Annotated in this window: 16 protein-coding genes; all 16 read left to right on the forward strand. The window is 46.9% G+C overall.

Annotated elements, in window-relative coordinates; translation table 11 throughout:
- Nucleotides 1-16 precede the first annotated feature (16 nt).
- The 16 genes from rpsK (at nt 17) to M662_RS01125 (ending at nt 13,076) form a co-directional block, all read left to right on the forward strand.
- Nucleotides 17-412, forward strand: a complete 396-nt coding sequence (rpsK, locus tag M662_RS01055) for a 30S ribosomal protein S11 (protein WP_008635972.1) — start codon at nt 17-19, stop codon at nt 410-412.
- A gap of 179 nt (nt 413-591) precedes the next feature.
- The gene (locus M662_RS01060) at nt 592-1,536 is read left to right on the forward strand and encodes a DNA-directed RNA polymerase subunit alpha (protein WP_008635970.1); all 945 of its coding nucleotides are present in this window, start codon (nt 592-594) and stop codon (nt 1,534-1,536) included.
- Between the two features lie 45 nt (nt 1,537-1,581).
- Nucleotides 1,582-1,938 (forward strand): 50S ribosomal protein L17, encoded by a 357-nt coding sequence (gene rplQ, locus M662_RS01065; protein ID WP_008635969.1) that lies wholly within the window; start codon nt 1,582-1,584, stop codon nt 1,936-1,938.
- A 177-nt stretch (nt 1,939-2,115) separates the two neighbouring features.
- Nucleotides 2,116-2,955 (forward strand): energy-coupling factor ABC transporter ATP-binding protein, encoded by an 840-nt coding sequence (locus M662_RS01070; RefSeq protein ID WP_026577044.1) that lies wholly within the window; start codon nt 2,116-2,118, stop codon nt 2,953-2,955.
- Nucleotides 2,931-3,803: an energy-coupling factor ABC transporter ATP-binding protein gene (locus tag M662_RS01075; RefSeq protein ID WP_008635965.1), complete on the forward strand. Its 873-nt coding sequence runs from the start codon at nt 2,931-2,933 to the stop codon at nt 3,801-3,803. Before M662_RS01070 ends, M662_RS01075 begins: the two co-directional genes overlap by 25 nt.
- On the forward strand, nt 3,796-4,593 hold the full coding sequence (locus M662_RS01080; RefSeq protein ID WP_008635963.1) for an energy-coupling factor transporter transmembrane component T family protein: 798 nt from the start codon (nt 3,796-3,798) through the stop codon (nt 4,591-4,593). Before M662_RS01075 ends, M662_RS01080 begins: the two co-directional genes overlap by 8 nt.
- Nucleotides 4,594-4,610: 17 nt before the next feature.
- Nucleotides 4,611-5,354, forward strand: coding sequence for a tRNA pseudouridine(38-40) synthase TruA (gene truA / locus M662_RS01085; protein WP_008635960.1), 744 nt, complete (start codon nt 4,611-4,613; stop codon nt 5,352-5,354).
- Between the two features lie 189 nt (nt 5,355-5,543).
- The gene (rplM, locus tag M662_RS01090; RefSeq protein ID WP_008635959.1) at nt 5,544-5,981 is read left to right on the forward strand and encodes a 50S ribosomal protein L13; all 438 of its coding nucleotides are present in this window, start codon (nt 5,544-5,546) and stop codon (nt 5,979-5,981) included.
- A 19-nt stretch (nt 5,982-6,000) separates the two neighbouring features.
- On the forward strand, nt 6,001-6,393 hold the full coding sequence (gene rpsI, locus M662_RS01095) for a 30S ribosomal protein S9 (RefSeq protein WP_008635956.1): 393 nt from the start codon (nt 6,001-6,003) through the stop codon (nt 6,391-6,393).
- 217 nt (nt 6,394-6,610) lie between these two features.
- Complete coding sequence (locus M662_RS01100; protein ID WP_051348845.1) at nt 6,611-8,650, forward strand: BglG family transcription antiterminator; 2,040 nt, start codon at nt 6,611-6,613, stop codon at nt 8,648-8,650.
- A 39-nt stretch (nt 8,651-8,689) separates the two neighbouring features.
- Nucleotides 8,690-9,178 carry a PTS sugar transporter subunit IIA gene (locus M662_RS01105; protein WP_008634262.1) on the forward strand — a complete coding sequence of 163 codons (489 nt, stop codon included), beginning with the start codon at nt 8,690-8,692 and terminating at the stop codon, nt 9,176-9,178.
- Nucleotides 9,178-9,462, forward strand: coding sequence for a PTS sugar transporter subunit IIB (locus M662_RS01110; RefSeq protein ID WP_008634259.1), 285 nt, complete (start codon nt 9,178-9,180; stop codon nt 9,460-9,462). Before M662_RS01105 ends, M662_RS01110 begins: the two co-directional genes overlap by 1 nt.
- 42 nt (nt 9,463-9,504) lie before the next feature.
- Nucleotides 9,505-10,764: a galactitol-specific PTS transporter subunit IIC gene (locus M662_RS01115; RefSeq protein WP_026577042.1), complete on the forward strand. Its 1,260-nt coding sequence runs from the start codon at nt 9,505-9,507 to the stop codon at nt 10,762-10,764.
- Nucleotides 10,765-10,778: 14 nt separating this feature from the next.
- Nucleotides 10,779-11,810 (forward strand): zinc-binding dehydrogenase, encoded by a 1,032-nt coding sequence (locus M662_RS01120; RefSeq protein ID WP_026577041.1) that lies wholly within the window; start codon nt 10,779-10,781, stop codon nt 11,808-11,810.
- 21 nt (nt 11,811-11,831) lie between these two features.
- Complete coding sequence (locus M662_RS19420) at nt 11,832-11,996, forward strand: hypothetical protein (protein ID WP_008634255.1); 165 nt, start codon at nt 11,832-11,834, stop codon at nt 11,994-11,996.
- Between the two features lie 18 nt (nt 11,997-12,014).
- Complete coding sequence (locus M662_RS01125) at nt 12,015-13,076, forward strand: galactitol-1-phosphate 5-dehydrogenase (protein ID WP_026577040.1); 1,062 nt, start codon at nt 12,015-12,017, stop codon at nt 13,074-13,076.
- Nucleotides 13,077-13,176 lie beyond the last annotated feature (100 nt).

Here is a 13,176-nt window from a genome sequence, read left to right on the forward strand (position 1 = left end):
GAGGTAAGCAAACTATATGGCACGTAAAGGAAACACTCGTAGTCGTAAACGCCGCGTGAAAAAGAATATTGAGTCCGGTGTGGCACACATCCGCTCTACATTCAACAACACAATCGTAACAGTCACTGATGTCCAAGGTAACGTAATCAGCTGGAGCAGTGCTGGAGCTCTTGGTTTCAAAGGTTCCCGTAAATCTACTCCATTCGCTGCTCAAATGGCTTCTGAAGCTGCAGCGAAAGATGCTATGGACAACGGTATGAAAACTCTTGAAGTTACAGTTAAAGGCCCTGGTGCTGGTCGTGAAGCAGCAATCCGTTCTCTACAAGCAGCAGGTCTTGAAATCACGGCAATCCGTGACGTAACACCAGTACCACACAATGGTTGCCGCCCACCAAAACGTCGTCGCGTATAATAAGTTCTGAATAGAATTTGTCACCCTGTCTATAATGGGTTATGATAGCTTTTATCATCACCGCAGTAGACAGAGAAAATATGCAGTTGTCTTTTTATCGGGACTGCCTACCTGAGGAATTTCGGTTAGACCGTTTGTCTAACCGGGGTTTCGACGTTTTGAAGGAGGGTTTAGTGTAAATGATCGAAATTGAAAAGCCAAAGATTGAAACGGTCGAGATCAGCGATGAGTCTACTTTTGGTAAGTTCGTCGTCGAACCGCTTGAGCGTGGGTATGGTACAACTCTAGGGAACTCCTTGCGTCGTATCCTATTATCCTCACTTCCTGGCTCTGCAGTCACATCTGTTCAGATTGATGGTGTTCTTCATGAATTCTCCACTATTGATGGAGTAGTAGAAGATGTTACAACTGTCATTCTGAATCTGAAGAAACTAGCTTTGAAGGTTTACTCCGACGAAGAAAAGACTTTGGAAATTGATGTACAGGGTGAAGGAAAAGTTACAGCGGCTGACATCACGCACGATAGTGATGTGGAAATTCTTAACCCGGATCTCCATATCGCTACACTGGACAGCAGTGCCAGCTTCCGTGCGCGCATCACTGCGGAACGCGGCCGAGGATATCGTCCGGCAGAAGGAAACAACCACGAGGATCTACCAATCGGCGTTATTCCGGTTGATTCTATCTTTACACCGGTATCCCGTGTAACGTATCAAGTAGAGAACACAAGAATTGGTCAAACGTCTAATTTTGACAAGTTGACATTAGACGTGTGGACGGATGGCAGCATCCGCCCAGAAGAAGCAATCTCCTTAGGGGCTAAAATCTATATGGAACACCTCAATATCTTTGTCAGCCTTACTGATGAAGCTCAAAAAGCTGAAATCATGGTTGAGAAAGAAGAGGACCAAAAAGAGAAAGTCCTTGAGATGACGATTGAAGAACTTGACCTGTCTGTACGTTCCTATAACTGCTTGAAGCGTGCTGGTATCAACACCGTGCAGGAGCTTGCGAATAAATCTGAAGAAGATATGATGAAGGTCCGTAACCTTGGTCGCAAGTCACTTGAAGAAGTGAAGCACAAGTTGGACGAGTTGGGATTAGGTCTAAGAAAAGAAGATTAATCGATATAGAACATCTAAGAGATTCAGTTAAGGGAGGGATTATCAATGGCTAGAAAACTAGGACGTACAACAGATCAGCGCATGGCGTTGCTTCGCAACCTGGCGACTGACCTGATTGTTCACGAACGTTTGGAGACAACAGAAGCTAAAGCGAAAGAACTTCGCTCTGTAGTAGAGAAAATGATTACTCTTGGTAAACGCGGCGATCTTCATGCCCGTCGTCAAGCTGAAGCATTCCTTTACAACGTGAAGGCGGAAGGCGAAGAGCAAACAGCTTTGCAGAAGCTATTCTCTGAAATCGGCCCACGCTACGAAGACCGCCAAGGTGGTTATACTCGCGTGCTTAAGCTAGGCGAGCGTAAAGGCGATGGAGCGAAAATGGCGATCATTGAACTAGTTTAATGAATACCATTGGGGTAAAAGGGCAGGAGTGAATCTCATCGCGAGGTTACATCCAGCCCTTTTTTTATACACAATTATCGCTTGCTGACGAATAGGAGACTACTCGTCAGCAGTCGTTTGCGGGGAATAGTGTCATATTTCCTGGGAAATAGTCAGTTGAGCAGAGGAGGAACACAGATGGGAGAGAGACAAGTCGAGTTTCGGAATGTATCCTTTCGTTATCAGGAGGACATGCCGTGGGTTTTAAATGACGTTAGCTTCACGCTTGGCCCGAATGAATGGGTAGCCATTATCGGACATAACGGCTCCGGGAAATCGACGATTGCCAAGCTTATGAACGGGCTATTATTTCCTCAAGAAGGGGAAATATTAGTGGATGGTCAGGCGGTAACGCAGGAGAGCGTATGGGAAGTCAGGAAGAAGGTCGGTATGGTCTTCCAAAACCCTGATAACCAATTCGTTGGAACCACGGTTCGTGATGATGTCGCTTTCGGGATGGAGAATCACGGTATGCCCAGAGATTTGATGCAGCAGAGAATCAAAGACAGCCTTGCTTCAGTCCGTATGCAGGAGTATGAGCGTCACGAGCCCCACCGTTTGTCCGGAGGGCAGAAGCAGCGCGTGGCGATTGCGAGTGTGCTTGCTGTATCACCGGCTTTCATCATCCTGGATGAAGCGACCGCTATGCTGGATCCGAAAGGTCGGAAAGAGATCATGGAAACGGTCCGTGATGTTCAACGGGAAAGAGACTTATCCTTGATCACTATAACGCACGACCTTCATGAGGTGACCCAGGCATCCCGGGTAATCGTCATGAATAAAGGACAGGTATGGATGGAAGGAACTCCGAGAGAGGTCTTTTCAAAGAAAGATAACTTAACCGAAATTGGCTTAGATACTCCATTTGTCAGTAAATTGGCAGATCACCTGAAGACAGAAGGTGTGATGCTTTCTCGTGAGCCACTCAATCACCAGGAGTTATTGGAGGAATTATGGACATCACGTTCGACCATGTAAGTTACGTCTATCAACCGAACAGCCCGTTCGAGCATAAAGCATTGGATGATCTATCCTTCGAAATACCTTCCGGCTCTTTTGTCGCCGTCATCGGTCATACAGGATCGGGGAAATCCACGCTGATCCAACACTTAAATGGACTGCTTCAGCCTACGAGCGGAAACGTTCAAATCGGCGACTACAAGCTTACGGCTGGAGAGAAGAATAAAGATTTGAGAAATCTGCGGGAGAGTGTCGGAGTTGTGTTCCAGTATCCCGAACATCAGTTGTTTGAAGAAACGGTTGCGAAGGATATCGCGTTCGGTCCCCAGAACTTCGGGGTGGAACAGAAAGAAATCGATCGCAGAATCAAGGAAGCTGTAGAAGCTACCCATCTCCCGGAGGAATTGTTGGAACGTTCTCCTTTCGATTTAAGTGGTGGACAGATGCGCAGGGTGGCCATATCCGGGGTGCTCGCAATGAATCCGCGTGTCCTTGTATTGGATGAACCGACGGCCGGGCTCGACCCGCGCGGGCAGAAGGAAATTATGAATATGTTTTCCAATCTCCATAAAGAGAAGGAATTGACGACGATCCTCGTCACTCACAGTATGGAAGACGCGCTCTCCTATGCGGATTACATTCTTATTATGAATCACGGGAAGCTCTATATGGAAGGTGCCCCGTTGGATATATTTAAGCAGAAGGACGCTTTGGAGCAGGTGCAGCTCGATGTACCGGAAGTGATTCAGTTCCTTGCCAAAGTTAATGAGAAGTTCGGATGGGATATGGAATACAAAGGAGAAACCATGGAGGAATTGGCAGCTCTTCTTGCTGATAAAGGGAGAGGGGGTGCCGCTCGTGAGTAGTTCGATGATCATCGGGCAGTACATTCCTACGGATTCCTTTATCCACCGGCTGGACCCCCGCTCGAAAATCGCGTTGATCTTCTTTTTTGTCATCGTTGTATTTTTTGCTAATTCTGTTTGGAGTTACGGGGTTCTTGCTGTCTTTGCTGTCGGGAGCGCTCTCCTGTCTAAAGTGCCGTTTCGGTATATTATGAAAGGGTTGAAGCCGGTTTGGTTCCTGATTATTTTCACGTTCCTGCTCCACTTGTTTGTCACGAGACAAGGGGAGGTCGCTTTTTCTGTGTTCGGATGGAACGTGTATGAAGAAGGATTGATCCAAGGGGCAGCTATCTCTCTTCGATTCTTTCTTTTGATTCTGGTCACATCCCTGCTTACATTGACAACGACACCGATTGAAATAACCGATGCTATTGAAGATCTACTCGGTCCTTTGAAGAAGGTTCGATTCCCTGTCCATGAGCTGGCGTTAATGATGTCCATTTCCCTGCGTTTTATCCCGACACTTATGCAGGAAACAGAAAAAATATCAAAAGCACAGGCTTCCAGAGGAGTAGACTTCCGTACAGGTCGTTTTAAGGACCGTGTAAAGGCTGTCGTCCCTTTGCTTGTCCCACTATTCGTCAGCGCTTTTAAGCGTGCAGAAGAGCTCGCTATGGCGATGGAAGCAAGAGGATACCAGGGCGGTGAAGGCAGGACGAAGCTGAGGGAACTCCGCATCGGCCGAATCGACGTCTTTACGTATGTCGTTTTTGCTGTTGTGGTCCTTGTGCTCTTCCTCACCAGAAGCTGAAAAGGGAGGACTGGAAGATGCAGCGTATGAAGTTCACCCTGCAGTATGACGGTACGGCCTATGCCGGGTATCAGGTACAGCCGAACGGTAATACGATTCAGGCGGAGCTGGAGAAAGCACTGGCAAAAATCCATAAAGGAGAAACGGTCAAAGTGACTGCCTCCGGAAGGACCGATGCCGGCGTTCATGCCATGGGGCAGGTTATACATTTCGACACACCGCTTTCCATTCCGGATGAGAATTGGAAGAGGGCCGTCAACTCTCTGCTTCCGGATGATATTATGATCACTCATTCAGAAGCAGTTCCGGAGGATTTCCATGCCCGTTACGGGACCGTAGGGAAAGAATACCGGTACTATGTATGGAATGACAGGGACAGACAGCTGTTCAAGCGCCATCATACGTATCACGTGAAGGCAGAGCTTGATATGGCTGCGATGAAGGAGGCGTGCCGGCTGTTGGAGGGAGAACATGACTTTACGTCTTTTTGTTCTCCGAAGACAGATATTAAAGGCGACAAAGTCCGGACGATTTATGAAGCATCCATCCGGAAAGAAGGGGCAGAGATCGTGTTCCTGTTCCGAGGCTCCGGCTTCCTTTATAATATGGTCCGGATTCTTGTCGGTACACTTTTGGAGGTAGGGCGGCATGAGAGAGAGCCTGCTTCCATCCCAAGAATTCTTGCTGCAATGGATCGGGCTGCCGCCGGGAAAACAGCTCCTCCACAAGGGTTATTTCTCTGGGAAGTTTTTTACCAATAAAAGTTATTAAAAAAACAACGATTCCAGGTGTGCACGCCCTTGACATTTGGCTGTAGGGTGTTATATTATATTCTATGGCATTTTATTTCTATACCACGGTTAGCCCCGGAAATCTAATCGTATTTGAGATAAATGATAAAGTAGTTACGAAGTCTATGTGAAATTAAACAATTCAGGAGGGAAACAGATATGCGCACAACTTTCATGGCAAATGAAAACAACGTTGAACGTAAATGGTATGTTGTGGATGCTGCAGGGCAAACACTTGGCCGTTTAGCGAGCGAAGTTGCTGCGATCCTTCGCGGTAAACATAAACCAACTTACACACCACACGTTGATACAGGTGATCATGTCATTATCATCAACGCAGGTGAAATCCAACTTACAGGTAACAAGATCAACGATAAGATCTACTACCGTCACTCCAACCACCCAGGTGGATTGAAGTCCCGTACAGCTAACGAAATGCGTACGAAATACCCTGAGCAAATGCTTGAGCTTGCTGTTAAAGGTATGCTTCCTAAAGGAAGTCTTGGACGTAAAATGGGCAAGAAACTTCATGTTTTCGCTGGAGCTGAGCACAAGCATGAAGCACAAAAACCAGAAGTTTATGAACTTCGCGGATAATTAAAGGAGGTAATCTAAAGTGGCACAAGTACAATATACAGGTACTGGACGTCGTAAGAGCTCCACTGCTCGCGTACGCCTTGTTCCAGGAACTGGTCGTGTAGTAGTAAACAAACGTGATGCTGAAGACTTTTTCCCATACGAAACACTTCGTGTAATTCTGAAGCAGCCTCTAGCTGTTACGGAAACAGAAGGTAACTACGATGTACACGTAAACGTACATGGTGGTGGATTCACTGGACAAGCTGGTGCGATCCGTCACGGAATCGCTCGTGCTCTTTTACAAGCGGATCCTGAATACCGTACAACACTTAAACGCGCTGGTCTATTGACTCGTGACGCACGTATGAAAGAACGTAAGAAATACGGTCTTAAAGGTGCACGTCGCGCTCCACAATTCTCCAAGCGTTAATCGTACGAACGTACAAAAGCCATCTTTCCCAAGAGGAAGGATGGCTTTTTTTTGTTTGCAAACTTTCTGTATTTACGTTCGTTTGCTTTAGGATTAATCATCGTAACTCAATTGTGTTCATCCCTATGATGTACATGAACAGCTCACTATCTTGGGATGAAAGCGGATACAACGCGGTTGTTTCAGGTGCTACAATGAAATCGTGGAGGGAGGATAGATGGTGGAACTCAATGAGAGAAGTCACAGGATTCTTCAAGAAATAGTAGGCAACCCCAGGGTCACCAGTACGACGCTCGAAAAGAAATACCAACTGACAAGAAGGCAGCTTGGCTACAGTTTCAATAAGATTAATGATTGGCTTGCATCACACCGCCTTCCTGAAATAGAGCGTACCAGACAAGGACAGTTCATTATCGACCACTCGATTTTCGCGCAGGTCAATAAGGATCAGAAACCTGAAATGGATGCCGTCGTCTTGTCTGAGGAGCAGCGCGTTTCCTTGATTATTCTCATGCTCCTTACTCGGAGGGAGCTGTCGTTGAATCACTTCACCTATGAACTCGACTTCAGTAAGAATACCATCTTGAGTGATATGAAACAGGCGCAGTCATTCCTTGACAGGTACCATATAACCATTAACTATTCGAGGAAGTCTGGATACGTATTGGAAGGACCGGAAATTCAGATTCGCCGTGTTCTCCATAAGGTTGTTAGTGACTGGATAGCCTTGAATGGTTCAGGAAAAGTGGAAGCCATGACTTTGTTGTCACCGGATGATTTGAGCAGATATAAGGATATCATTGATGCGTTTGAAGAAAAGCTCAACATTCAGTTTACAGACGAAAAAATGGAAGCGCTACCTTATTTGCTGGCACTAAACATTAGAAGAATGGAAGACGGATATATCATTGAGTCTTTATCCGGGAACCATCAAGACATCATCCGGTCTGAAGAATATCGAGCGGTCGGAGATATATTGAAAGAGCATATCACCCATGAAGAGCGTCTCCTCTTAAGTCTCTATCTCTTAACCACCAATGTGTATCGATCCGAAGAGCTTGCACCGACAGATCCATTAACGACGCTGCCCCCGGTTATAGAACAAATGATCCGTCTTTTTGAACGGGGCGCCTGCGTTCATTTTCATAATAGAAGCCTTTTATCGGATAAGCTGTTCCAGCACATCCGACCTGCTTATTACAGGATCAAGTATGGACTGACAGAGACGCAGGTGATTCATGATTCGATTACGGAAGAATTAAAAGAAGTGCACCATTTGGTCAGACGCTCTGTGCGTCCATTGGAGAGGTACATCGGGGCCGACATTCCTGATAATGAATTGTCTTTTATGACGATGTTAATCGGCGGTTGGATGACGCGGCAGGGAGAGAGCATGAAAGAGAAAGTAAAAGCTGTTGTCGTCTGTCCTCAAGGCGTGTCCGTCTCACGACTGTTGTTTAATCAATTGTCGGAGTTGTTTCCTGAATTTGTTTTCCTCGACTCTTTGTCGGTCCGAGAGTATTGGAGGTGTGAGTTGGATTACACGCTTGTTTTCTCTACCTCACCGCTAGAAGGAGAGGATAAAGTCATTCAATGCAAACCATACCTTGATCAGGACGATCGACTGCGGTTAAGAAAGCAGGTCATGATGGAGGTTCAAGGTTATGTGATGAATGATATCCGTGTGGATCACTTGATGGATATTATCCGCAATCACACAACGATCCACGATGAGAAAGCTTTGAAGGAAACGTTGAGCGTTTATGTGCATCGAGAAGAGGAATCAGTAATCAAGCAGAGGGTGGAGAGCGTTCCGCTTCACCTGGAAGATTTCCTTCCGATCGATCACATTCAAGTAGTGGAATATGTGGACTCTTGGGAGAAAGCACTGTCTATTGCATCCGAACCGTTGATCAGGCATGGCTTTATCAAACAAAGTTATGTCGAGGCGATGCGGCAGCAGGTGAGAGATCCATACATCATCATCGCCCCGCACGTTGCTATTCCCCATGCAGCGCCTGAAGATGGTGTAGCACGAACCGGAATGAGTTTGTTGGTCGTCCGTTCAGGTGTTTCGTTTAATACAGAGGAGACCGTTCATATGATGGTCGTGATCGCGGCGGTGGATAAGAAGAAGCATATGAACGGTTTGATGCAGTTATTGAGCTTAGCCGGGCAGGAGGAAGATCGGGAACGCCTCATTCGTGAGGGGAAACCTAAAGATATACAGGAAGTGATCATGCGTCATTCTGTGTAGTGTCCGGAACAATATTTTATGGATAATGTGGTGAATAGGATGAGTAATGTTTATTTTAATGAATCAGTCATTTTATTAGATCTGGATGCGGGATGCAAGGAAGAAGTGCTCGAGGCAATGAGTAGGAACCTTGTGGATTTAAAGTTGGTCAAGGAGAGTTTTCCACCCGCCATCATCCGAAGGGAAGAGGAATATGCAACAGGGTTACCGACTGCCGGAGTCGCTGTCGCTATTCCGCATACCGATGTGGAGCATGTGCTCCGGAAGACGATAAGTGTGGGAGTACTGAAAGAAGCAGTGGAGTTCGGTGTAATGGGGGATGGAGAGGAAACGATCCCAGTCCGTATTGTCTTTCTGTTGGCTATGGACGAAGCCCACTCCCAGCTTTCTTTGCTTCAACAGCTCATGGGAGTTTTTCAAAACGAAGAAATTTTACGATTGATCCTGGAAGAAAAAAACAAATCAGGCATCCGGCGTTTATTGGAACAGAAACTTGCGTTTGATGCTATAGAAGGAGAGAAATCATAATGGCGAAAAAACAAGTATTGGTAGCATGTGGAGCGGGGATTGCAACATCGACGGTCGTGAACGGGGCCATTGAAGAAATGGCGAAGGAAAACAATTTGAGCGTAGACCTGGTTCAAATAAAAATTGCGGAAGTAGGCGGCTATGTCGATACAGCAGATCTGCTTGTCACAACAGCTATGACTCAGAAAGAATACCCTTTTCCGGTAATTAATGCACGTTCCTTCCTGACTGGAATTGGAACAGAGGCGACGAAGAAAGAAATTTTACAGGAGTTGCAGAAGTAACCGGCATGCTCGCCGGTGGATAGAATCGAGGGAGGACTTTACATGCAGGGTTTCGTCGACATCGTACAAGGATTTTTGGATTTGGGGGCAACAGTCATTCTTCCTGTTGCCATCTTCTTACTAGGTTTACTGTTCGGACAAAAGCCAGGAAAAGCGTTCCGTTCCGGACTGACGATAGGAGTAGCTTTTGTAGGTATATTCCTCGTCGTCGATCTCCTTGTTAACAACCTGGGGCCGGCAGCGCAGGGGATGGTCGATCGGCTTGGAGTGGAATTGAACGTCATTGATGTAGGATGGCCGGCTTCTTCATCTATTGCGTGGGCCTCCATCGTAGCTGCGTTTATCATTCCGCTCGGCCTTGTCGTTAATGTCATCATGCTGGTGACGAAGACGACGAAAACGATGAACGTGGATATTTGGAATTTCTGGCATTATACATTCATGGCTGCCATGGTCTATGCCATTTCCGGCAGCATCGTGCAAGGCTTGATCGCCGCAGTTATCTTCCAGGTTGTTTGTTTGAAAGTAGCAGACTGGACAGCTCCGATGGTCAGTAAATTTTTCGACCTTCCCGGTGTTTCGGTCGCTACAGGCAGTACGATTTCCTACGCGCCGGGAATTTTCCTGGTACAGTTGTTGAATAAAGTGCCGGTAGTGAAGAATTGGAATGCCGACCCGGAGACGATTCAGAAGCGTTTTGGAATCTTCGGTGAATCGATTTTCATCGGACTCTTTCTAGGGGCGGCAATCGGAATATTGGCTGGATACAGTGTTGGGGATGTCATCGAAATCGGCATGGCGATGGCGGCCGTCATGGTTCTTATGCCACGTATGGTCAAAATCTTGATGGAAGGCCTTATGCCTGTATCAGAATCTGCACGGGAATGGCTGTCCAAACGCTTTGGTGACAGAGAGATTTACATAGGCCTTGATGCTGCGGTCGCACTCGGGCATCCAGCAGTCATTTCAACAGCCCTTATTCTTGTGCCGATCACTGTGGCGCTTGCAGTCATCCTTCCGGGAAATGCGCTCCTTCCTTTCGGAGACTTGGCTACCATACCGTTTGTCGTTGCTTTCATTGTCGGTGCAGCCAAGGGGAATATCGTCCACTCCGTCATCGTCGGTACGGTGATGATTGCTTTATCCCTTTATATGGCGACCGATGTGGCCCCGGTATTCACGGAAATGGCAGTGAATTCTAATTTTGACATGCCGGAAGGATCAGCAAAGATATCGAGCATTGACCAAGGGGGAAACCTGGTGAACTGGGTCATCTTTAAAGTATTCAGCGTCTTCAATTAATGGAGGGATAAAAGGTGAAAGCACTTGTGAAAACAGAACTGGGCCATGGCCACCTGCTCGTTCAGGATAAACAGGAACCGTCGGTTGGACCTGGCCAAGTGAAAATTGAAGTGAAATATACCGGAATATGCGGTTCTGATATACACACGTATGAAGGTCACTATAAAGTAGGCGTTCCAGTTACACTGGGTCATGAATTTTCCGGGGTCGTCGTTGATGTCGGTGATGGAGTGACATCATTTCAGGAGGGTGATCGAGTCACGTCAGAGACCACCTTCTATATCTGTGGGGAATGCAAATACTGCAGGAGTGGTGATTACAATCTTTGCAATCACCGAAAAGGTCTGGGGACACAGCAGGATGGAGGATTTGCCAAGTATTTAATTGCGAGGGAAGAAAGCGTCCACCATCTCCCCGACCATGTAGATTTTCGATCTGGTGCGATGACAGAACCGCTCGCCTGTACCTATCATGCCGTTGCAAAAACGGAAATCACCAAAGGGGATGTTGTGGTCGTGATCGGTCCGGGGCCAATTGGGTTGTTCACCGCCCAAGTTGCAAAGAGCCGGGGGGCCGTCGTTATAGCAGCTGGACTATCCCACGATAAGATAAGGCTTGATAAAGCACAGGAGCTGGGAATCGATTACTCGATTAATATTCAGGAGAGTAATTTGAAGGAACTGGTCGAAGATTTGACCGGTGGATATGGTGCAGACGTCGTATATGAATGCTCCGGAGCGGTGCCGGCTGCGAACATGGCATTGGATTTACTGAAGAAAAAAGGGCAGTACGGACAAATTGGAATTTTTGCGAAACCTGAGATTCCATTTAATTTGGAGAAGATCATTCAGAAGGAGATTCGTGTCGTAGGAAGCCGAAGTCAGAAGTCGGCGGATTGGGAACCTTCCCTTGAGTTGATGAACAGTGGCAGCGTAAACGCGCAGTCATTGGTGACACATGAATTCCCCATTACGGAATGGGATCAAGCATATGATGTGATAAAAAAAGGAGAAGCGATCAAGGTTCTTCTGACGCCGGTTGATTAAGGAAGAAAGGTGGGGGATGCAATGGTCGATGCATGGCTGGATTTTATGCTGGGCCCGATGCGGTCGGTCGGCGACGTCTACTTCGAGCATCAAATGATTTTTAACACGCTCATCGTTGCGGCAGCTGTTTGGCAAGTAAGGAAGAAGCGGCCGTCCAGATCCGTAGAAAAAACGGAAAATCTATAGATGAAAAAGGTGACTTCAATGAAAACCTTGAATCTTTATGGAACCCAGGATATCCGATATGAAGAGAGGCCTGCTCCAGTATTGAACAGGGAAGATCACGTCGTCATTAAAGTAAAGGCTGTAGGCGTATGCGGATCTGATATATCAAGATATAAGAAGCTGGGTCCTTATGTAGAAGGAATGACGTTCGGTCATGAGTTTGCAGGGGAAGTAGTGGAAGTGGGCAGTGATGTCAATACTATGGTTCCCGGAGACCGTGTGGCAGCTTGTCCGACTTTCTGCTGTGGGGAATGTGTCAGCTGTTTGAAGGGCGACTTGAGCCAATGCGAGCATTTGACTCTCATAGGGGCCCGGCATCCAGGAGCATATGCCGAATATGTAACACTTCCTGCTTCTAATGTCCTTCCCCTTCCTGAGGGAGTCGATTATGATGCCGCTGCAATGATTGAACCCTCATCTGTTGTGGCTCATGGTTTCTACAGAACCAGTCTTCAGCCCGGATCAAGTGTGGCTGTCGTAGGATGTGGGAGTATTGGTCTGCTTGCAATACAATGGGCGAAGATATTTGGAGCAGCTAAAGTGATTGCGATTGATATTGATGATCAGAAGCTTACCGTTGCGAAACGTGTAGGAGCGGATGAAGTAGTCCATTCAAGAAACGCGGTTGCTCACGAACAAACAGCTGATTGGACAGGCGGGCAAGGTGTCGATCTTGCTGTAGAATGTGCCGGTTCTCCAATAACTTCTGAACAGGTTCTTGCTCTTCCGAAAAAAGGAGGAGAGGTTCTCTATATGGGAATTCCCTATGCCGATGTAGAGCTGAAGCGGTTTTATTTTGAAAAGATTGTCCGGAATGAGCTGAAAGTGATCGGATCCTGGAACGCCATTTCCAGTCCTTTTCCCGGGAAAGAATGGGATGCTACCCTGCACTATATGCAGACAGGGCAGTTGAACGTTAAACCGCTTATCTCTCATCGTCTCGCACTCGAAGAAGGGCCGCTCTTATTTGAACATCTCATTGAGAATAGCAGTGATCAATCGTTTATTAAGGTGCTTTTCCATCCGGATGGGCAACCTTAAATGAAAAGGGCCGCTTCCTGCGGTCCTTTTGCTGTTTATTGAGGAAAGGGATTTTGAGGTTCAGGTGGTACTGCACATTTATGTGGGAGTCTGTATCTCC

The sequence above is a fragment of the Bacillus sp. SB49 genome, from assembly GCF_000469135.2.
Taxonomy (GTDB): Bacteria; Bacillota; Bacilli; order Bacillales; family Halobacillaceae; genus Halobacillus.

What these genes read in the sequence shown, in the direction of transcription:
- rpsK (WP_008635972.1), top strand. Translation starts at nt 17, where the DNA reads ATGGCACGTAAAGGAAACACTCGTAGTCGTAAACGCCGCGTGAAAAAG.
- M662_RS01060 (WP_008635970.1), top strand. Translation starts at nt 592, where the DNA reads ATGATCGAAATTGAAAAGCCAAAGATTGAAACGGTCGAGATCAGCGAT.
- rplQ (WP_008635969.1), top strand. Translation starts at nt 1,582, where the DNA reads ATGGCTAGAAAACTAGGACGTACAACAGATCAGCGCATGGCGTTGCTT.
- M662_RS01070 (WP_026577044.1), top strand. Translation starts at nt 2,116, where the DNA reads ATGGGAGAGAGACAAGTCGAGTTTCGGAATGTATCCTTTCGTTATCAG.
- M662_RS01075 (WP_008635965.1), top strand. Translation starts at nt 2,931, where the DNA reads ATGGACATCACGTTCGACCATGTAAGTTACGTCTATCAACCGAACAGC.
- truA (WP_008635960.1), top strand. Translation starts at nt 4,611, where the DNA reads ATGCAGCGTATGAAGTTCACCCTGCAGTATGACGGTACGGCCTATGCC.
- rplM (WP_008635959.1), top strand. Translation starts at nt 5,544, where the DNA reads ATGCGCACAACTTTCATGGCAAATGAAAACAACGTTGAACGTAAATGG.
- M662_RS01100 (WP_051348845.1), top strand. Translation starts at nt 6,611, where the DNA reads ATGGTGGAACTCAATGAGAGAAGTCACAGGATTCTTCAAGAAATAGTA.
- M662_RS01105 (WP_008634262.1), top strand. Translation starts at nt 8,690, where the DNA reads ATGAGTAATGTTTATTTTAATGAATCAGTCATTTTATTAGATCTGGAT.
- M662_RS01110 (WP_008634259.1), top strand. Translation starts at nt 9,178, where the DNA reads ATGGCGAAAAAACAAGTATTGGTAGCATGTGGAGCGGGGATTGCAACA.
- M662_RS01115 (WP_026577042.1), top strand. Translation starts at nt 9,505, where the DNA reads ATGCAGGGTTTCGTCGACATCGTACAAGGATTTTTGGATTTGGGGGCA.
- M662_RS19420 (WP_008634255.1), top strand. Translation starts at nt 11,832, where the DNA reads ATGGTCGATGCATGGCTGGATTTTATGCTGGGCCCGATGCGGTCGGTC.
- M662_RS01125 (WP_026577040.1), top strand. Translation starts at nt 12,015, where the DNA reads ATGAAAACCTTGAATCTTTATGGAACCCAGGATATCCGATATGAAGAG.